Here is a 19,798-nt window from a genome sequence, read left to right on the forward strand (position 1 = left end):
CAACACTTTTTTACGGTGTTATACTAGGAAGACGAGCTATCTTTCATTTTGTTACAAAAAATTTTAATTTCACAATATAGTCCCTATTTTAGTGTTTTAATAGCAATGATGAAATATAATACAGTTATGAAAAAGTTTATTTATTTACTTGCCGGACTTACATTTATATTGAGTGGATGCAGTAGCAATGATGACGATGCTCCGAATCCTATAAGTTTTAATGTTGAAACCGAACTCGCAGCAGAAAATTTTATCTGGAGTGCCATGAACTACTGGTATTTCTGGCAGGAAGAGGTACCGGACTTAGCAAATAATCGGTTTAACAATGCACAACAATATGCGGAGTTTATTTCGGGTTTCTCTTCTCCAAATGACTTATTTTACAACTTATGCAATAGACATTCCAATATCGTAGGTAACAATAATCCTATAGATCGATTTAGTTTTGTATCAGATGATTATAATAGGCTATTAAATTCTCAACAAGGAAATTTTAAATCTAATGGAGTTGAATTTGGATTGGTACGGTTCTCCAATAATAATAATATTTACGGCTATGTACGTTATATCATTCCTGGTTCGGACGCTGTTACTAAAAATATTCAACGAGGCGATATTTTTACCGGGGTAGATGGACAAACTTTGAATCTTAATAATTACGTTGATCTATTGTTTGGAGACAATGACTCCTACACTTTAAATATGGCCGACATTGAAAATAATGTAATAACCCCTAACGGACAAGAAGTAACTTTAACAAAAACAGAACTTACTGAAAATCCGGTTTTAATTTCCAAAACTCTCGATGTAGGCGGAACCAAAGTAGGCTATGTGATGTATAATGCATTTACCGGAAACTTTGACGATCAATTGAATGAAGCCTTTGGACAATTAAAAAGCGAAGGAGTTACGGAGTTGGTTTTGGACCTTCGTTATAACGGAGGAGGCTCAGTTGCTTCTGCGGTGGCATTATCCAGTATGATCACTGGACAATTTACTGGAGATCTATTCTCAAAACAAACCTGGAATCCACGTATCACTGCAACATTCACTGATAGTCAGTTAGAAGATCGATTTGTAAGTTCCACTAGAAACGGACAATCCATAAACAGTCTTAATTTGACTAAGGTTTATATTATTGGTCTTGGGAGCACGGCCTCAGCTAGTGAATTGGTTATTAATGGCTTAGATCCTTACATAAATGTGGTTCATGTGGGTGCGACCACAAGAGGAAAAAATGAATTTTCATTGACTTTGTTAGATAAACCAAATGCGGACTTCCCTTTCTTTAGTGAAGAACCTGTAGGATTAAATCCTAACCATACGTATGCAATTCAACCACTGGTTGGTCGGAACGAAAATTCGATAGGAAATTCTGATTATACGTCAGGCTTGGTTCCTGATATCAACTTAGATGAAGATTTAGCGAATTTAGGAACACTGGGCGATGAAAATGAACCTTTATTGGCCAGAGCGTTGCAAGAAATTGGCGCCGTGGGAAGAGGTATGGTCACAGAACCTCAAATACCAATTAAAGAAGTCACTAATTCCAAGATGTTTTTACCAACTCGTGACAATATGTATGTAGAATTGGATTAAGCTAAAAGAAACCGTTATCTAAGCCACATTTTAAAGAATGTGGCTTTTTTAATTCTTACATTTAAACTATAAGAATTAACTTTCTTTTGTAATTTTACCCCCAACCTAAACATATAAATATGAAAGCACTTTTTACTCTATTATTATGCCTGTTACTTTGCTCTCCTCTTTTTTCACAGATTTCCTGCGATGACTACGATTTACTTCTCGAAGAAAAAGTTCCATCAGGTAATTGTTATCAGCGCTTAACGTTTACTGTAAAAACTTCGAGTCAATTAAATGGAATTGAACCAGAACCGAGCGATTGGGATTCAATTTGCTCCCCTACAAACACAACAGATTACACATATTATAAATATAAATTACAGATCATATCCACTACTAACGGCTCGATTGTGTCAGAAAAGTATGTAGTACCTCAAGACTATAATTTCTATAGAAACAACCATTATTTTTACATTGTAAATTATGATGATTATCAAAACTCGTTTGGACAGCTTTATGGGAAATTGACGATTGAAAGGTACTATTTTTTACCTCAGATTCACAACGGATTCTGGCAATGCCCTAATGGGGCTCATATGCTGCAAACCGAATGCGAAACCTCCAGAGTCAACGGCTGCCCACCACCCCAACCTAACTTACGCTTAAAGGCGCTAACTGTAAATAATAACGGACAAAACTATAATCTAACTTCCGGGCAGGTACCTAATATTTATTTTGGAGAAAACGCTACTTTTGAGGCTATCTTAGAAAACAATGGTAACGCAGATGCCTCTTCTTCTCCTTTTGCTTTATATGCTTCTGCTTACAGATATGCATTTAATCAAAATCTGGATGTATATCAGTTTGCCTCAGGTGATGGGGGTTCCATTCCTGCCGGAAGTACCAAAAAAGTCACTTTATATCATACCTTTTATGAATATGTAGGAGCTTTACAACTGTCTAATAGTTCTGTATATCGTATTTACTCATATATGGATCACGTGAACCGCATACCAGAATCTAATGAAAGTTTAAGTGATAATGTTCGTGAATTTGCATGGAGATATATTAAAACCGGAAGTACTACCGATCCTGAAGATGAAGAACCTTGTATTCTCTGCCCTACAGATGATACTGGAAGGGTTTCAAATGCTATTACCGCTCCTTATAAAATTGAAACCTATAATTTTTCAGGAATCTTTATAAATTCAGCACTTGTCAAAACAGAAGCCGAAGCAAGAAATCTAATTAAGAGTCTTCCAAAAGGACTATACATTATTAAAACCCCTTTTGGAGATCGGAAAATTTCAAAAGATTAATAAAAAAGCCGCATTTAGCGGCTTTTTTTAGTTTATAGATTAAGTGAAAAACCTAGTCTTATATTTCTTCCTCGGGTAGAGAAACCTATTACCTCAAGATAATCTTCATTGAAAATATTAGCTACATTGGCAAATACTTTCATTTTATCATTCAGTATTTGATGACTGAAATATAAATCTAATAATGAAAAGGAATCTAACTCCAGATTTTCAAAGGTGCTAAAATCTGTATCTGTTCTGCTTCCGGTGTGTTGAAAGTTTAAAGAAGCAAATGATCTTTTTGATAATTCATATCCTACCAATAAATTAGCCTTGTGTTTTGGTATTCTAAGTGCTACTCGGTTTTCTCTTTCTGTAAAAGTATAGTTGGCACTAATTCTTAAATTCTCCAAAGGTTTGGTTGCTACTTCAACTTCTACTCCTTTTACTTTAAACTCATCGGTTACGTTTCGGTATTCGCCCTCAAACGTATCAAAATTGGTTACCACATAATCTATAAAATTCTCTTCTTTTCTATTGAAATAAATAGCATTTATTCTAAAATTAGACGCTCTATATTCAAGTCCGCCCTCTAAAGTGGTGTTTTCTTCCGGTTCCAAATCGGGATTAGGACCAAAAGTTCCAAATAGTTGAAACAAAGAAGGCGCTATATAAGAAGTGCTGTAAGAACCTAATACCTTAAGATAATCTTCATTGAATTTTATCACATAAGACGGATTGAAGTTATAGGTTACATTGGTTCCATATTCACTATGATTATTTAACCTTGCCCCTGCATTCATATTGAGTCCAAATTTAGAAACCCATACTAAATTAGCATAAGGATCTACAATAGAAAAATTGGTGTTGCCATCAAATTCGGTCTCATTCTTAATATAATTAACCCCAATAATTGTATATAAAGAAGAATGGAAGGTATACTTGTTAAAAGCATCTACAATATAACTTTTTGCTTCAAATGTGGAAGGAAAATCAGAAATGATGTCACGATCCACTGTATTAATGGCCGAATTCACAGTAATGCTGCCTTTACCATATTCATAATTTAGTGTACTCCCTACTCTAAACTGTTCTGTTTCAGACTCATTTGCTGCATCTTCAATTGGAAAAGAATTATCAAAATCTGCATTAAATTTATCGTGATTTCCATATAGACTTACTTTTAGCTTAGGATTGAATTGATACCCCAAACGTACTGCAGAACCTATTCTTGAAAATGGATCACGTTCATTATTCTCTGTCACTACCGCAGATAAGCCATCGGTATAACTTTGTGCAAAAGATGCATTATAAGTAAACTTGTTTAAAGTTCCGTTTACACTTACTGAATTTGAAAAGTCTGCTGCATTGTAATCTTTCTCATCTTGAGATTGATTGGTACCAATAGACGAATTAATCGTAGCCTGAATTGATTTCTTCCCCGCACTTTTGGTTTTAATGTTAATAACAGCGGCTGCAGCCCCATTTCCATACAATGTACTGGCAGCTCCTTTAATTACTTCTACCGATTCAATTTGATCTAGGGAAACTAATCTAAGATCATAATCATTGGCAATCTGAGAGGGGTCCCAAAGTTGTACTCCATCTATAAGAATAAGAACTTGTCTATTATTCCCGCCTCTTACAAAATAACTTAAGGGTTGACCCGCATTACTGCGACTACCGTTGATCTCAAATCCACTTTTTGAATTAATTAATTCTGCCAGACTTTTTCCTTGATTTTGCTGGAGTTCTTCTTGCGTAATTTTAATGACCGTTTTACCTGAGTTTTCACGTTTTAATTTAAATCTTGAATCTGAGACTACTACCTCATCAAGTTCTTCAGGTTTTTGATCTTCTTCTTGCACTTTTTGTGCAAAAATTGAGGTGCATACCAAAGTTAATGCACACAAAGAAATACTTCTTTTGTTCATTTTTTTAATTCCGTTAAAGGGAAAAAAAGTATGTAGCGTACCCATACCTAAACTTTTATCCCGAAAGTTTGACATTCGTTATAGAAAAAGGCAGGTCTCCTGGCTCACGTCTTGCTATATACCTTCCCATTTTTACACAAACGCAAAAACAGTGGTAATAAGAATTTATAACAAGCATCCATAAAAAATGGACTCAGTTTACAGTTGCGGGAACAGCTCAGGATTTACTATTAGAAAATATCTTACAATTCACCTGATTCCCTTTTAATCTGTTTCTTAAAAAGAAACAAAACCAAATTCTACGGGTAAAATTAAACATTTCAATGTTACAACCATCAAAAACTTTAAATAATCTTATTTTTGAAAATGAATTGCCATTATGAAAAAATATAGTCTACTTTTATTAGCGTTGTTTAGTCTTACTTTAAGTTGTATTGAAAAACCTAAAAAGACTAAAAAACAGCAGGCTGAATCTAATATTCAATCATCAGAAATAAACACTATTACCCATGCAAAAGGGTTTCAAATAAGGAAAGAAGGAGATCTTACAGTACTTACGGTATCTTCCCCATGGCCAGAAAGTAATCAAACGTTTACATATGCCCTCATTGACAAAAGTAAATTAGCTTTTATAACACTGGATGCAAATGCTTATGATGCCATAATAGGGGTGCCTATAGAAAAAATCGTGGTCACATCTACTACCCACATTCCTATTTTGGAGGCGTTAGGTGTTGAAAACACCTTAGTAGGTTTTCCAGACAGTCATTATATTTCTTCTAAAAAAACAAGAGCTTTAATTGATAATGGTCTAGTAAAAGAGTTGGGTAAAAATGAAGCTCTGAATACAGAAGTATTGATTGATTTAGAACCCGAATTGGTGGTTGGCTTTTCCATTAACAACAATAACAAAGCGTATGAAACCATTCAAAAATCAAGAATACCAGTGGTTTATAATGGAGATTGGATTGAACATTCGCCGCTTGGAAAAGCAGAATGGATGAAGTTTTTTGCAGCTTTCTTTCAAAAGGAACATTTGGCAGATTCTTTATTCTCAGTAATAGAAAAAGAATATCTAAAAGCAAAAGACATAGCGAGTGCTTTTAAAAACAAACCTACCGTACTTTCGGGGGCTATGTATAAGGATATTTGGTATCTTCCTTCTGGCGATAGCTGGGCTGCAAAATTCATTGAAGATGCAAATGCCCAATATTTATGGAACGATTCTAAGGGAACTGGAAGTCTTTCTTTAAACTTTGAAAGTGTTCTTGATAAAGGTCAGACGGCAAATTTCTGGATTGGACCCGGACAATTTATATCGTACGATCAAATGAGATCAACAAATGATCATTATACCAGATTTGATGCTTTTAAAACAAAAAAGGTGTATACTTACAGCAGTGTAAAAGGAGAAACTGGTGGCTTACTTTATTATGAACTTGCACCCAATAGACCCGATCTGGTGCTAAAAGACTTAATTTCTATCTTCCATCCAGAGGCCTTACCTGATTACAAACCCTCTTTTTTTAAACCATTGCAATAATTGAAACCCATAGCTACATACAAAATCACTTTTCTAGTGTTAGTACTACTTTTAGTATGTTGCTTCTTTGTCAATATTAGTTTGGGTTCTGTAAAAATCCCAATAGACGAGATTATATCAATGTTGGTAGGGAATATACCAGAAAAATCTTCCTGGAGTTATATTCTGTTTCAATATAGATTGCCTAAATCAATAACCGCTATACTAACTGGTGCAGCACTGTCTCTTAGCGGATTGTTAATGCAAACACTTTTTAGAAACCCTCTTGCCGGTCCTTTTGTTTTAGGTATCAGTTCAGGAGCAAGTTTGGGTGTCGCACTATTAATCTTTGGAACTGCATTTATGGGAAGTGCTTTTGGAATCATGGCTACCGGAACCGTTTCTATTGCTATTGCAGCAAGTCTTGGGGCATTTTTAGTGCTACTGGCAGTAATGATGGTCGCTACCCGCATAAGAGACACTATGGCAATTCTAATTATAGGTTTAATGTTTGGCAGTATTACATCTGCAGTGGTGAGCGTTCTTTCATTTTTTGGTGATATGGAACGTTTACAACAATACATATTCTGGTCTTTTGGGAGCTTAGGAAATTTGTCTTGGTATCAAATTTCACTCTTCACTCTTTTAGTGGTTTTAGGTTCAAGTATTAGTATTTTAGCACTTAAGTCTTTAAACTCATTACTGCTGGGTGAAAACTATGCCCGTAGCTTAGGGGTCAATATAAAACGTTCTAGATATACTATTATAATTGCTACCAGTTTGCTTGCAGGAAGCGTTACTGCTTTTGCAGGTCCTATAGCGTTTATTGGTTTAGCAGTACCGCATTTAACCAGACAGCTTATCAATACACCAGATCATAGAATACTAATGCCTGGAGTCATTCTTTTAGGAGCCGTAATTATGTTGGTATGTGATACCATAGCACAACTTCCTGCAAGTGAATATACGCTTCCTATCAATGCAATTACCTCACTGATTGGTGCTCCGGTTGTAATTTGGCTATTAGTGAAAAGAAAACGACTCATTTTTTAAATCCTAATTATTAAAACAGAAAATACATATAAGGTTCTAGAGGTTCAAAACTTACAAATTGGATATCAAAAAAAAAGCAATCAGATTGTTGTTGCTAACAACATCACGTTTAATGTGGAAAAAGCAAAATTGGTAGCCATAGTTGGTGCAAATGGAGTAGGAAAATCTACTTTGTTGAGATCTATTGCAGGAGTACAAAATACGCTAGGTGGTGAGGTGAAGTTGAATCATAAAAATTTAAAAAATTATAATGCTCTTGAACTTGCTGCAGAATTGAGTATTGTTCTTACAGAGCAACTACCTTCTATAAATTTAATGGTTAGTGAGGTTGTAGCGCTTGGCAGGCAGCCTTATACCAATTGGATTGGGACTCTTAGTCCTGAAGATTATCAACGCGTAGAAGATGCTATGAAACGAGTACATATTTTTTCACTGAGAAACAAAAAGTGTTATGAACTTAGTGATGGGCAGTTACAAAAAGTTATGATAGCAAGGGCTCTGGCTCAAGAAACCTCTCTGATTATTTTAGATGAACCTACTACTCACCTCGATATTTATCACAAAGCCTATATTCTTAAGTTGCTTAAGAATATTACCCGAGAAACGGGAAAGACTATCTTGTTTTCTACTCATGAAATTGAATTGGCTATTCAGCTATGCGATGAAATGCTGGTAATGTCTAATGATAAAATTTCTTTTGGTGAACCATGTGAGCTTATTCAACAAGGAGTCTTTGATTCGCTTTTCCCAAAAGACCTCATCTGGTTTGAACCTGAAACAGGAACATTTAGAATAAAAAAGTAAAAGCTATCAGGTAATCTGGTTGGAAACATTCTAACCAAATTAGTTTCTAATATCAATTGCCGCTGTGATTCCAAAAACACTCAAGCTTTTAGTAACATCATTAATTCCTATTTTGCTATTGTGAAATACGTTTGATACCCATTCCGTAAATTCAATTTCGGAACTCTCAGTTTCAATCTGACGAAAGCTTATATTTTGATAATTTTGAGTTTTCATAATTACATATTTTAAAAAGTTTACATGATTTGTAGTAGTGTTAATTTCTTACTGCAGCTGCAGCTGCAGCTCCATAAACACCTAAATTTTTATTGAATTTTATCATTTCAATTTTGATACTATTGAAAGTCCTTTTCATATACGTTTGCCATTGGCTATTTTCTGTTTTTGCAACTTTTGAGTTTTGCGTTTTCATAATTAAAAGATTTTGGATTCATTGTTTTACTAATAGTAGACTTACTTGTTAAATACCCCTAAAAAGAATTCAATCTTTATTTTTACTATACTGTTAATTTCTAATGGCAGATGCAGCAGCAGCTCCATACACACTTAAATTTTTATTGAAATTTACTATTGCCCTTTTTACATTGCTATAAGTCTTTGTTCCAAAAAACAAGAAGCTTCTATGAGCAGTATTATTCTCGGTTTGTGTCGCAGTCATCGTTTGATTGTTTTGAGTTTTCATAATAATTAAGATTTGGATTCATTGTTTTTATAATAGTAAGCTGTCGTAGGAAATACCCCCAAAAGAAATTAATTTTTGTTGGTATTTATATTAATTTCTAATCGCAGATGCGGCAGCAGCACCATAAATGCTCAAATTTTTATTGAATCTTACCATTGTACATTTTACGTTTCTAAACGTCTCTGTAATTAGTAATTTGAAGCTTCTATGAGTAGCATCATTCTCTTCTTTTCTAGCGATTGAGTTTGTAGTGTTCTGAGTTTTCATAATTTTAAGATTTAGTTTATTCGTTTTATAATAGTAGATTTCCATAGGAAATACCCCCAAAAGAAATTTCTTAAAAACATAAAAACAGGATAGTCTTGCTATATATTAAGTGCGTACTTTTTATTAGTAGCTGATAAGTATTCCAACAGGATTTGTTCAAAAAATAGAAGGCATTAAGTATCTTTGTCTAAGTCAGATAAAATTATATAAACTCAATACTGATAATGGCTATATTATTTTGAAGACCTATATTTCATCAGTGAATTTATACGATTCATCAAGTAGTACTTAATTTAAGTTATAAATCTAAAAAGGAATGCGCTTATTCTTATCTAATAATTAGCTGAAATAGAATGCAAGAATCATTAATATTTATTATCATTTCCCTCTGTATACTTGTTGTTGGCACTTTTCTAGGTATCTATATCCAAAAACTTAAAACCAAATCTATTAAGGCTGGTTTGGAAGAACGTGAAAGGCAACTCAAAAATTCTTTAGAGGATCTAAGAGGGCAAATGGATATACTCACCGATGAAAAAGAGGAAATTCGCAAAGAAAAAGATACTCTTGCGCTTCAAATGACTCGAAAAGCAGCCGAGTTTGATCATTTATTAGTTCGTAATAAAGAACAAAAAGAAGAGGTAAATCAATTACAAGAAAAGTTTACCAAAGAGTTTGAAAATCTTGCAAATAAAATTCTGGAAGAGAAATCAAGCAAATTTACAGAGCAGAATAAAGAGAACATTAAAAATATCCTGAATCCATTACAAGAAAAAATACAACTTTTTGAAAAAAAAGTAGAAGCTACGCATAAAGAAAGTATTGATTATCACGCTGCACTTAGGCAACAAATTTTGGGACTCAAAGATCTTAATGAACAGATGAGTAAAGAAACCCTAAATCTCACAAAAGCGCTAAAGGGTGATAGTAAAATGCAAGGAAACTGGGGAGAATTGGTTTTAGAAAGAGTACTGGAAAAATCTGGATTAGAAAAAGATCGAGAATATGAAGTGCAACAAAGTTTTAAGCGAGAAGATGGTTCTAGGGTACTACCCGATGTAATTATTAATCTTCCAGATGGCAAAAAAATGATTATTGATGCTAAGGTCTCACTCACCTCTTATGAGCGTTTTGTTAATACAGAAGAGGAAGAACAACAAATGCATTTAAAAGCGCACATAAATTCTATTAAAAAACATGTAGATCAACTCTCAGCAAAAAAATATGAAGATTTATATGAAATGGAGAGTCCAGATTTTGTATTGATGTTTATTCCAATTGAACCTGCGTTTGCCATTGCAATAAACCATGATAACTCTTTATACAACAAAGCCTTTGAACAAAATATTGTTATTGTAACACCTTCCACCCTTTTGGCTACCTTGCGTACCATAGATAGTATGTGGAATAATGAGAAACAACAGCGTAATGCTATTGAAATTGCCAGACAGGCAGGTGCACTTTATGATAAATTTACTGGATTTATTGATGATCTCACCAAAGTGGGGCAAAAAATGGATTCAGCAAAAATGGAATATAAAGGTGCTATGAATAAATTATTTGAAGGCAGAGGTAATATCATAGGATCTATAGAAAAATTAAAAAAAATGGGGGCAAAAGCTAAAAAAACATTACCTGAACCCATTTTAAAACGTGCTATTGAAGAAGATGAAGACATCTAAACCAAAAATATATAAAAAAGTAGAAGATTCACAAGTTACCATCTCTGTGTTGATGCTTCCGTCTCATTCCAATTTTAGTGGAAAAATTCACGGGGGTTATATTCTTTCACTAATGGATCAAATAGCCTTTGCCTGTGCCTCAAAATATTCTGGGGTTTATTGTGTAACCGCATCGGTAGATACCGTTGATTTTTTGAATCCGATAGAAATTGGAGAACTTGTAACCATGAAAGCTTCCATTAATTTTATAGGAAATAGTTCTATGGTAGTAGGAATCAGAGTAGAGTCTGAAAACATTCAAAATGGTACCGTAAAACATTGCAATTCTTCCTATTTTACCATGGTGGCCAAAAATGATCTTGGTGAAAATGTAAAAGTACCTGGTCTTATCATAGAAACAGAAGAACAGATAAAACGATTTCTTAAGTCTATTAAACGTGCTGATGAAAAAAGAAATCGGAAAAAAGCATTTGGTTATCCTAAAACAATATCAGAAGCATCCCTAAAAACACTAGAACAATACAACATAAAATTAGCACTTAAAAGTTAGTTTACTGTTTTACAAATTGCCCAAAAACAATTTCATCAGGTGAGTGTATTTTAATAAGGTAAGTTCCTGCTTTAAAATCAGAAACATTGATCACTCTAGTGCCTTCCAGTTGCTGATCAAATAAGACAATTCCCGTAGCATCTTCTATACGAACCATGATTTTTTCCTGATTCACATTGCGTTTAATATGTATAAAATCATCTACAAGAGTTGGGTAAATATCTGAGCTATCCAGTTCTCTAATTGGAAGATTATTTAAGAGCTCTTTCTTTTTTTCATTTTTCGCATAAGCCGCTATTTCTTGGGCACTTATCGGTAGAAAACTTAAGATCAGTAAAGTAAATAGTATTTTTCTTATCATTTTTATTTTAAAGTTACCGTGTTCTTTCCAAAAACCACGTTAATAAAAAACTAAAAAAGCGACCCTAGAGCCGCTTTTATGATTTTATTAATAAATGTATTTATTTGCTCAAATACATTTTACGTCTTGAATACAAGTTATAGAAGTCGTCATCCTTAAGATTTTCTATAAATAGGATACTTTCTCCGGTACTCTTCATTTCAGGTCCTAATTTTTTATCTACATTAGGAAACTTATTAAATGAAAATACAGGTTGTTTTATGGCAAAACCATCTAATTCCGGTTTAAAATCAAAGTCTGATACTTTCTTCTCACCTAACATCACCTTGGTTGCATAATTCACATAAGGTTCTTTATAAGCCTTAGCTATAAAAGGAACCGTTCTTGAAGCTCTTGGATTTGCTTCAATAACATATACCATATTATCTTTTACGGCATATTGAATATTAATAAGCCCAACCGTATTTAATGCCAAAGCTATTTTACGAGTATGGTCTTTAATCTGTTGCATCACTAACTCTCCTAAGGTAAATGGAGGGAGTAATGCATTAGAATCACCAGAATGAATACCACAGGGCTCAATATGTTCCATAATTCCTATGATATAGACATCTTTACCATCACAAATAGCATCTGCTTCTGCTTCTATTGCTCCATCTAAATAATGATCTAGTAATAATTTATTATTTGGTATTTGTCTTAACAGCCCAACTACATGATCTTCCAGTTCTTTTTTGTTAATTACAATTTTCATCCCTTGTCCACCCAATACATAAGAAGGTCTCACTAACAATGGAAAATCTAAGGTATCTGAAAGTGCCAAAGCCTCCTCTGCTGTTTCTGCTACACCAAATTCTGGATATGGAATATTATTTTCTTTCAGCAGTGTAGAAAAACTTCCTCTATCTTCTGCTAGATCTAGCGATTCAAAACTAGTTCCTATAATCTTTATTCCATATTTATCCAGCTTCTCTGCTAGTTTAAGAGCCGTTTGCCCTCCTAATTGTACTATGACACCTTCTGGCTTCTCATGTTGAATAATATCGTAGATATGTTCCCAAAAAATAGGCTCAAAGTATAATTTATCTGCGGTATCAAAATCCGTTGAAACTGTTTCCGGGTTGCAATTAATCATGATAGTCTCGTATCCACACTCCGCAGCTGCCAGCACTCCGTGAACACAGCAGTAATCAAACTCTATACCCTGCCCTATTCGATTTGGACCTGAGCCCAAAACAATAATTTTCTTGCGGTCAGACCGGGTACTTTCATTGTGTACATAAGTAATGCCATCAGGAGTTTCTATTTCGCTCTCAAAGGTAGAATAATAGTAAGGTGTAACCGCCTTAAATTCAGCAGCACATGTATCTACTAATTTGTAGACTCTTTTAACTCCTAAATCTTCTCTTCTTTTGTAAACCTGACTTTCCCAACAGCCTAACATATGAGCAATTTGACGATCTGCAAAGCCTTTTTGTTTAGCTTCTAACAAAATGTCTTTAGGAAGACTTTCTATGGTAAAACTGGAAATTTCCTTTTCTAGCAGGTATAATTCTTCGTATTGCTTTAAAAACCACATGTCAATCTTGGTAATCTCATGAATTCGACTCAGGGTAATTCCCATTTGAATAGCATCATAAATTACAAAGACCCTATCCCAGCTTGCATGTGTGAGTTTATCAATAATTACATCATAACTTTTAATGCCTTTACCATCCGCTCCTAGTCCGTTTCTTTTAATTTCTAACGACTGTGTTGCTTTATGCAAAGCTTCCTGAAAGGAACGTCCTATTCCCATAACTTCTCCCACCGATTTCATTTGAAGTCCGAGAATACGATCTGATCCTTCAAATTTGTCAAAGTTCCATCTAGGTATTTTAACAATTACATAGTCTAAGGTTGGTTCAAATAATGCAGAGGTTGATTTCGTAATTTGATTATCCAACTCATCAAGTGAATATCCAATAGCTAATTTAGCTGCTATCTTGGCAATTGGATACCCAGAAGCTTTAGATGCTAATGCTGAAGATCTAGAAACCCTTGGGTTGATTTCAATGGCAATTATATCTTCATTTTCATCTGGACTTACTGCAAACTGAACATTACATCCACCTGCAAAATCGCCTATGCTTCGCATCATTTTAATAGCCATATCTCTCATGCGCTGATATGCAGTGTCAGACAAAGTCATAGCTGGTGCAACAGTAATTGAATCTCCTGTATGGATTCCCATAGGATCCATATTCTCAATAGTACAAATAATGACCACATTATCATTTTTGTCTCTCAACAACTCAAGCTCATATTCTTTCCAACCTACTAAGGCCTTATCAATTAATACTTCATGAATTGGTGATGCCTCCAGACCTCTTGTTAGAAGCGTTCCAAATTGATCTTCTGTATGTACAAAGGAAGCTCCGGTTCCACCTAGGGTGAAAGAAGGTCTTATTACGAGTGGGAAACCAAATTCTTGAGCAATTTCTTTCCCCTTTAGAAAAGAAGTAGCAATTTTAGCAGGCGCTACAGGAATATCTATTGTTTTAAGCAATTTTTTAAACTGCTCCCTATCTTCTGTAATTTGAATCGCAGCAATATCAACTCCAATAATTTCAATATCAAAATCACTCCAAATACCCTTTTCATCTGCTTCAATACAAAGGTTTAGTGCAGTTTGTCCTCCCATAGTAGGTAGAACGGCATCAATCTCAGGATGCTTCTTAAGGATTTCTATAATAGACTTGGTATTCAAAGGCTTCAAATAAATATGATCTGCCATTGAAGGGTCTGTCATAATAGTTGCAGGATTGCTATTTATTAAAACCGTTTTAATTCCGTCTTCTCGTAAAGAGCGCAGTGCCTGCGAACCAGCATAATCAAATTCACAAGCTTGTCCAATAATAATGGGTCCAGAACCTATAATTAAAATAGTATTGAGATCTTTTCTTTTTGGCATTGTTAAAATAAAATTTACGAAATAGGTTATTACAGATTAAAAAAAAGGTGTTACTTTAAAAAGTAACACCTTGATATTTTTGATCACTAAAAATAGTCATTATTTTTTATGTCTAAGCTCAGAAGATACAGATAACTTCTTTCTTCCTTTTGATCTTCTTCTTGCAAGCACTTTTCTACCATTGGCAGAAGCCATACGTTCTCTAAAACCGTGCTTATTTTTTCTCTTTCTCTTTGATGGTTGAAATGTTCTTTTCATTATTCAGTAACTTAAACGCTGTTATCGATATTTATTTGCACGAGTTTCCTTCACAAAAGTGCGGCGCAAATATACGAAGAGTTTTTACTCTTACAAATGCAAAAGTAAAAATATTTTCATTTGTTTTTCCTACCTTTGCACTCCGAAATAGATATTCCATTTATGAAACCGTTTAGAGCAGCACTATTTGTCCTTGCATGTTTATCATGTTTAATGGTTACAGGTCAAGTTACGCTGAGGTATACGCTACAATCTGGGAATACATTTAAGATTAAACAAGAATCAAACCAAACTGTTGTTCAAAAGATAGATGATGTTGACAATATTGTTTCCAATAGCATACAAGCTATCATGAAATTTGAAGTGGTAAAAGAGCTTGCAAATGCCTATGAATTGCAAATTACTTTTACTGATATTAAAATGCAAATAACTTCTAATATTACAGGTGAGATTTTGGATATGGATGTGACAAAAACAGAAAATAATTCTCAAAATAGAATTTTTAAAAGTCTGCTTAATTATCCTATTACCGCAATTTTAGAAACAAATGGAGATATTTCAGAGATTAAGGGATGTGAAAATCTTATTAATGAAATGATTCATCAATCCAATATTAGTGATGCCTTTACTCGCGACTTAATGAGAACTTCTCTTGAAAATGATTTTGGACCTAATGCTATGTCTCAGAGTTATAAACAAATGACTTACTTCTATCCTAATAAAAAGGTGCTTATTAACGACAGTTGGCATACTAAAAATAAAGGTTCATTAGAGACAGATAATACTTGGAAATTAATAGAATTAAGCGATAAAAAAGCTATCCTGGCTGCTAATGGCATTGTTAATATGAATGTAAACAAATCCGGAATGATCATGCAGTTAATAGGGAAACAAAAATCTCGATTAATTGCAAATATGTATACTGGATTTCTTCAGGAACTCACTATTGAAGGAGTTGCCAAAGGCAATTCAGAAATCGAAATGGAAGAAGGTGTTATGGCTATTCCAACAGTAGTAACTTCAACAATTAAATATAATATTATCAATTAATATGTTTCATAAGAATTTTAAACTTGTAATCGCAGCAATTATTATAGGCTTAGCCATATGGCAATTTATTGAGGGATATATTGGAAACGGTATTTCTCTAGTACTCCTTGCTGGTATTTTTGTATTTTTATACTTCCGGAATGAAATGATTTTAATGGCATTTTTGAGAATGAGAAAACAAGATTTTGACGGCACTCAAAAATGGTTAAACCGAATAAAAAATCCAGAACAGGCACTTATTACCAAACAACAAGGGTATTATAATTATTTGCATGGCATCATGGCGTCCCAAACCAATCTCACGAAAGCAGAGAAATACTTCAAAAAAGCATTAAAACTTGGACTTTCTATGGATTATGACTTAGCTATGGCCAAATTGAGCCTTGCTGGTATCGCCATGCAGAAAAGAAGAAAAAGAGAGGCTACTACCCTACTTCAAGAAGCCAAAAAACTAGACAAACAAAATATGTTGACTGATCAGATCAAGATGATGCAGCAACAAATGAAGAAAATCTAGTATCAAAGTAAGGGTGCCCAAAGGCGGCAAAAGGATTCTTTTAATCGCTGTGATATTTTACGATTTAGCCAGACTTCTTTATTTAAAAGTACGCAATCTTTAAGATCGTTTTCAAAAATTTCAATGGCTTGTTTAGTGATATCTATATCATAAATAAGTGCATTGATTTCAAAATTAATATTAAAACTTCTGTTATCCATATTAGAAGTTCCTATGGTAGTAAAGACATCGTCTACCGTTATCATTTTAGCATGAATAAAGCCTTTGGTATAAAGGTAAATTTTTGCATCTGCTTCCAAAAGTCTTTCTAGATAAGAATGAGTAGCATATTTAGCGGCCCAAGAGTCTGATTTTTTTGGAATTATTAGCCTAACCTCTACTCCACTTTTAGAAGCCGCAACCAATGCCGTTATGATTTGTTCATTAGGAATAAAATATGGCGTACATACATTAATGGTCTTGTCTGCCGAGTTTATAGCCGAAAACATAGCTTCCATTATACTAGCCCAGTCTGTATCCGGTCCGCTCGCTGCTATTTGTACAGCCGTTTTTTCTTTTATGTTGGTTTTTGGAAAGTAAGAATCCTTAATTTTAAAATCTTCTTCTGTCACAAAATCCCAATTGAGCATGAAATACAATTGAAGCGATCCTACAGCTTCTCCTTCTATTCTAAGATGCGTATCTCTCCAAAATATATCTGAATTTCTATTTACATAGCGGTCTGAAACATTAATTCCTCCAACATAACCAATACTACCATCTATAATAACCATCTTACGATGATTTCGATAATTCATTTTACTAGTAAACCTTGGGAAATAAACAGGCATAAAGGGATAGAAGAAAACACCATTTTCTTTTAACTTCTTTTTGGTTTTAGCGGAAATACTACTCCCTACAGAATCATAATTAATTCGAACTTCTAATCCTTCTGATGACTTTTTACAAAGCAATGCTATCAACTCATTACCAAGATTATCATCCTTAAGAATGTAATATTCTAAATGTATAGTTTCTCTAGCAGATTCTATATCTTCAAAAAGTCTTTTAAACTTTGCTTCACCATTAATTAAGATTTCTACTTTATTCTTAATGGTTACAGGAGCTTCTTCATTGGTTTTTAATAACTGAACCAGCTTAATCTTGTCGCCCATTTGCAAATCGTCAAAATGAGTTAATCTTTTTTCACTCAATTCAAGACTCCGCTTCCATTCTCTTATATTTTGCTGATTTAAAACATTCTTACGCTTAAATATTTTACTCTTACGATATTCCTGACCAAATAGATAATAAAAAATAAGTCCTACATAAGGCAATACTATTAATGCAAGTAAGTATGAAAGTGTTTTAGTTGGGCTCAAATTACCTAATAACAAAGTAATTACCGCAATAATTACAATGATGTAATTAAGCAATATTGAAAGCTCCCATAAATGGTTGCTTACGAATTCCATAATTACTTACCTATTCCGGTTTGATAGTAGCCAGCTTTTGGCAATTCTATAGTATACTTTTTTCGGGAAGAATTATTTAAAAAAGCCTCTCTTAACCACGGATTGTGGATCTTTAAAATTTTATAATTAATGTTATGTTTTTTGGAAAACTCCGCAAAATCGGAAACCGCAGTATCAACTTCTATTTCATATGTTGGAATTCTTTTATAATAATCATTCGCCGTCAATTTAAATCCATATTGCTCAGGATCCGACAAAATTTCTTTGATAGCTAGGATTCTAAAAACATATCTTCCAGTCTCCTCTCCTAGAAGTAAATCATAGTAGTCATTTACTTTTTGCCTTTCTTGTTGATTCATCACTCCTCCCCGTCCTGCATTATAGGCAGCCGCAGCTAAAGTCCAAGTACCAAATCGTTTTTTTGCTTTTAATAAATATATACAAGCTGCTACTGTAGCTTTTTTAAGATGATACCTTTCATCTACATTAGAATTCACTTCCAACCCATATTCTTTTGCAGTGGCTTTCATAATTTGCCAAAAGCCAGTGGCTCCCGCTGGAGAAACCACGTTTTGCAGACCACTTTCTGCTACTGCCAAATATTTAAAATCATCTGGCACTCCATATTCTTTTAAAATAGGTTCTATAACCGGAAAGAACTTTTCCGATCTTTTGATAAGCAATAAAGCATTAGATTGCCAGTAGGTGTTTACTAATAACTCTTTGTCTAAGCGTTCTCTTATGTCTGGCTCATTTATAGGCACTTTTTCATTTGCAAAACTTATTTCAGTAGGTATTTCTAAAGCCCTCACTCCATAAGTCTCTTTTGGGTCATTTTCTTTAGGGGCAATAACAGACTTAGCTGATTTATCATCATTTGACTGTACTGCATTAATTAAGATAGAAGCAATAAAAACAGCTCCCAATATCATAAGGACATTCTTAATATAGCGCATAGTGATTTAATTTTCGTTAAAGATACTAAAATAACTACAAGGCTCCCTTTAATATTAACTTAGGTAAATGTTGGTTAAACCAGCGATACCGATTAATAATCATTATATGTGTGCCTCCTTCTACTTCTATGTGATTTGAAATATTTACAATAGGGAAAACAGCATCTTTATTGCCATGAATATGAATAACATCTGGATTAGGATAATCTTGTTTCCAATTAATTATTTGATCCAGAGACCAATCAATATACGACTTATCTCTTATGGATAAAAATTTTTCATAAAGCTCAAGACGTTTGGTTACTACTTCTCCAAACGCATATTTAGATAATAATTCCACATTATTAACCAAGCCGGTAGGTAATAGTTTATGTACCTTAGTGTATCTGGCAAAAATAATTCGTTTAGGGAGTTCATTTCTACTCTTTACACTAGAAATTATAATAAGTCTTTTAACTTTTATATGCTGGCTCATTTCCTGAACCAACATCCCTCCAAAAGAAACTCCTATAAGCACAGGGTTTTCATGCTTGATCTCCTGAGTCATTCGAGATGCATACTCCGCAATGGTTTCTCCCTTAAAAGGCACTTTCCAATGTAAGAGGTGGGTAACAAATCTAGACTCTGGTAATTGAATATTTTCAAAAATGGAAGGATTCGCCGCCATTCCTGGCATCAAGTAAACATGAATTATATCTTGTGGCATATGTGAGTTTAACAATTGTAAAAGAGATAGTTACCTTTTTTTTTGTATATTTGCACCATTAAAATTATGAAAATCTTCTACAATCTTTTTACTTATCTATTAAATTATTATAAAAAAACCATTTCTACAGGGTTTGAATAAGGCTTGTATCATTGGTTTTCAACAAC

20 protein-coding genes and 1 riboswitch are annotated in these 19,798 nt (G+C 33.8%); of the genes, 9 read left to right on the forward strand and 11 right to left on the reverse strand.

Annotated features, from left to right (window positions below; genetic code table 11):
- The first annotated feature begins 126 nt into the window (after nt 1-126).
- A complete protein-coding gene (locus tag WBG07_RS02790; RefSeq protein WP_340198958.1) occupies nt 127-1,599 on the forward strand; it encodes a S41 family peptidase in 1,473 nt (490 codons plus the stop codon).
- A gap of 119 nt (nt 1,600-1,718) precedes the next feature.
- Nucleotides 1,719-2,903, forward strand: a complete 1,185-nt coding sequence (locus tag WBG07_RS02795; RefSeq protein ID WP_340198959.1) for a CARDB domain-containing protein — start codon at nt 1,719-1,721, stop codon at nt 2,901-2,903.
- A 32-nt stretch (nt 2,904-2,935) separates the two neighbouring features.
- Here WBG07_RS02795 and WBG07_RS02800 read toward each other — a convergent pair whose 3' ends face one another.
- Complete coding sequence (locus WBG07_RS02800) at nt 2,936-4,816, reverse strand: TonB-dependent receptor plug domain-containing protein (RefSeq protein ID WP_340198960.1); 1,881 nt, start codon at nt 4,814-4,816, stop codon at nt 2,936-2,938.
- A gap of 72 nt (nt 4,817-4,888) precedes the next feature.
- A riboswitch (cobalamin riboswitch) is annotated at nt 4,889-5,128 on the reverse strand.
- Between the two features lie 67 nt (nt 5,129-5,195).
- Here WBG07_RS02800 and WBG07_RS02805 point away from each other — a divergent pair.
- The 3 genes from WBG07_RS02805 (at nt 5,196) to WBG07_RS02815 (ending at nt 8,195) form a co-directional block, all read left to right on the forward strand.
- Nucleotides 5,196-6,359, forward strand: a complete 1,164-nt coding sequence (locus WBG07_RS02805) for an ABC transporter substrate-binding protein (RefSeq protein ID WP_340198961.1) — start codon at nt 5,196-5,198, stop codon at nt 6,357-6,359.
- A 36-nt stretch (nt 6,360-6,395) separates the two neighbouring features.
- Complete coding sequence (locus WBG07_RS02810) at nt 6,396-7,391, forward strand: FecCD family ABC transporter permease (RefSeq protein ID WP_340198962.1); 996 nt, start codon at nt 6,396-6,398, stop codon at nt 7,389-7,391.
- Nucleotides 7,392-7,493: 102 nt separating this feature from the next.
- Nucleotides 7,494-8,195 carry an ABC transporter ATP-binding protein gene (locus WBG07_RS02815; protein WP_413788812.1) on the forward strand — a complete coding sequence of 234 codons (702 nt, stop codon included), beginning with the start codon at nt 7,494-7,496 and terminating at the stop codon, nt 8,193-8,195.
- 39 nt (nt 8,196-8,234) lie between these two features.
- Here the strand turns inward: WBG07_RS02815 and WBG07_RS02820 are convergent, their stop codons facing one another.
- From WBG07_RS02820 to WBG07_RS02835, 4 genes are all read right to left on the reverse strand, one after another.
- Nucleotides 8,235-8,411: a hypothetical protein gene (locus WBG07_RS02820; RefSeq protein WP_340198963.1), complete on the reverse strand. Its 177-nt coding sequence runs from the start codon at nt 8,409-8,411 to the stop codon at nt 8,235-8,237.
- A 40-nt stretch (nt 8,412-8,451) separates the two neighbouring features.
- Nucleotides 8,452-8,607, reverse strand: a complete 156-nt coding sequence (locus WBG07_RS02825) for a hypothetical protein (protein ID WP_340198964.1) — start codon at nt 8,605-8,607, stop codon at nt 8,452-8,454.
- A gap of 93 nt (nt 8,608-8,700) precedes the next feature.
- Nucleotides 8,701-8,877 carry a hypothetical protein gene (locus WBG07_RS02830; protein WP_340198965.1) on the reverse strand — a complete coding sequence of 59 codons (177 nt, stop codon included), beginning with the start codon at nt 8,875-8,877 and terminating at the stop codon, nt 8,701-8,703.
- A gap of 90 nt (nt 8,878-8,967) precedes the next feature.
- Entirely contained in the window at nt 8,968-9,144 is a 177-nt protein-coding gene (locus tag WBG07_RS02835) for a hypothetical protein (RefSeq protein WP_340198966.1), read from the reverse strand.
- 353 nt (nt 9,145-9,497) lie between these two features.
- Here WBG07_RS02835 and WBG07_RS02840 point away from each other — a divergent pair, with 353 nt between their 5' ends.
- Both WBG07_RS02840 and WBG07_RS02845 read left to right on the forward strand, forming a co-directional pair.
- Nucleotides 9,498-10,826 (forward strand): DNA recombination protein RmuC, encoded by a 1,329-nt coding sequence (locus WBG07_RS02840; RefSeq protein ID WP_340198967.1) that lies wholly within the window; start codon nt 9,498-9,500, stop codon nt 10,824-10,826.
- Nucleotides 10,813-11,376, forward strand: a complete 564-nt coding sequence (locus WBG07_RS02845) for an acyl-CoA thioesterase (RefSeq protein WP_340198968.1) — start codon at nt 10,813-10,815, stop codon at nt 11,374-11,376. Before WBG07_RS02840 ends, WBG07_RS02845 begins: the two co-directional genes overlap by 14 nt.
- 1 nt (nt 11,377) lies before the next feature.
- Here the strand turns inward: WBG07_RS02845 and WBG07_RS02850 are convergent, their stop codons facing one another.
- The 3 genes from WBG07_RS02850 to rpmH all read right to left on the reverse strand — a co-directional run bounded on the left by WBG07_RS02850 (nt 11,378) and on the right by rpmH (nt 14,948).
- Nucleotides 11,378-11,737, reverse strand: a complete 360-nt coding sequence (locus WBG07_RS02850) for a T9SS type A sorting domain-containing protein (protein WP_340198969.1) — start codon at nt 11,735-11,737, stop codon at nt 11,378-11,380.
- A 100-nt stretch (nt 11,738-11,837) separates the two neighbouring features.
- On the reverse strand, nt 11,838-14,690 hold the full coding sequence (gene carB, locus WBG07_RS02855; protein WP_340198970.1) for a carbamoyl-phosphate synthase large subunit: 2,853 nt from the start codon (nt 14,688-14,690) through the stop codon (nt 11,838-11,840).
- A gap of 99 nt (nt 14,691-14,789) precedes the next feature.
- A complete protein-coding gene (gene rpmH, locus WBG07_RS02860) occupies nt 14,790-14,948 on the reverse strand; it encodes a 50S ribosomal protein L34 (protein WP_340198971.1) in 159 nt (52 codons plus the stop codon).
- Between the two features lie 162 nt (nt 14,949-15,110).
- On the opposite strand from rpmH, the gene WBG07_RS02865 reads away from it, so the two are divergent.
- On the forward strand, nt 15,111-15,998 hold the full coding sequence (locus tag WBG07_RS02865; protein ID WP_340198972.1) for a DUF6263 family protein: 888 nt from the start codon (nt 15,111-15,113) through the stop codon (nt 15,996-15,998).
- 1 nt (nt 15,999) lies between these two features.
- A complete protein-coding gene (locus tag WBG07_RS02870; protein WP_340198973.1) occupies nt 16,000-16,515 on the forward strand; it encodes a DUF2892 domain-containing protein in 516 nt (171 codons plus the stop codon).
- A gap of 2 nt (nt 16,516-16,517) precedes the next feature.
- Here WBG07_RS02870 and cls read toward each other — a convergent pair whose 3' ends face one another.
- From cls to WBG07_RS02885, 3 genes are read right to left on the reverse strand one after another with little or no spacing between them, the layout of a single operon-like run.
- Nucleotides 16,518-17,969 (reverse strand): cardiolipin synthase, encoded by a 1,452-nt coding sequence (gene cls / locus WBG07_RS02875; protein ID WP_340198974.1) that lies wholly within the window; start codon nt 17,967-17,969, stop codon nt 16,518-16,520.
- 2 nt (nt 17,970-17,971) lie between these two features.
- Complete coding sequence (locus WBG07_RS02880) at nt 17,972-18,925, reverse strand: lytic transglycosylase domain-containing protein (RefSeq protein ID WP_340198975.1); 954 nt, start codon at nt 18,923-18,925, stop codon at nt 17,972-17,974.
- A gap of 34 nt (nt 18,926-18,959) precedes the next feature.
- Nucleotides 18,960-19,631: an alpha/beta hydrolase family protein gene (locus WBG07_RS02885; protein ID WP_340198976.1), complete on the reverse strand. Its 672-nt coding sequence runs from the start codon at nt 19,629-19,631 to the stop codon at nt 18,960-18,962.
- Nucleotides 19,632-19,798 lie beyond the last annotated feature (167 nt).

Source organism: Ascidiimonas meishanensis, from assembly GCF_037782385.1.
GTDB classification, from domain to species: Bacteria; Bacteroidota; Bacteroidia; order Flavobacteriales; family Flavobacteriaceae; genus Ascidiimonas; species Ascidiimonas meishanensis.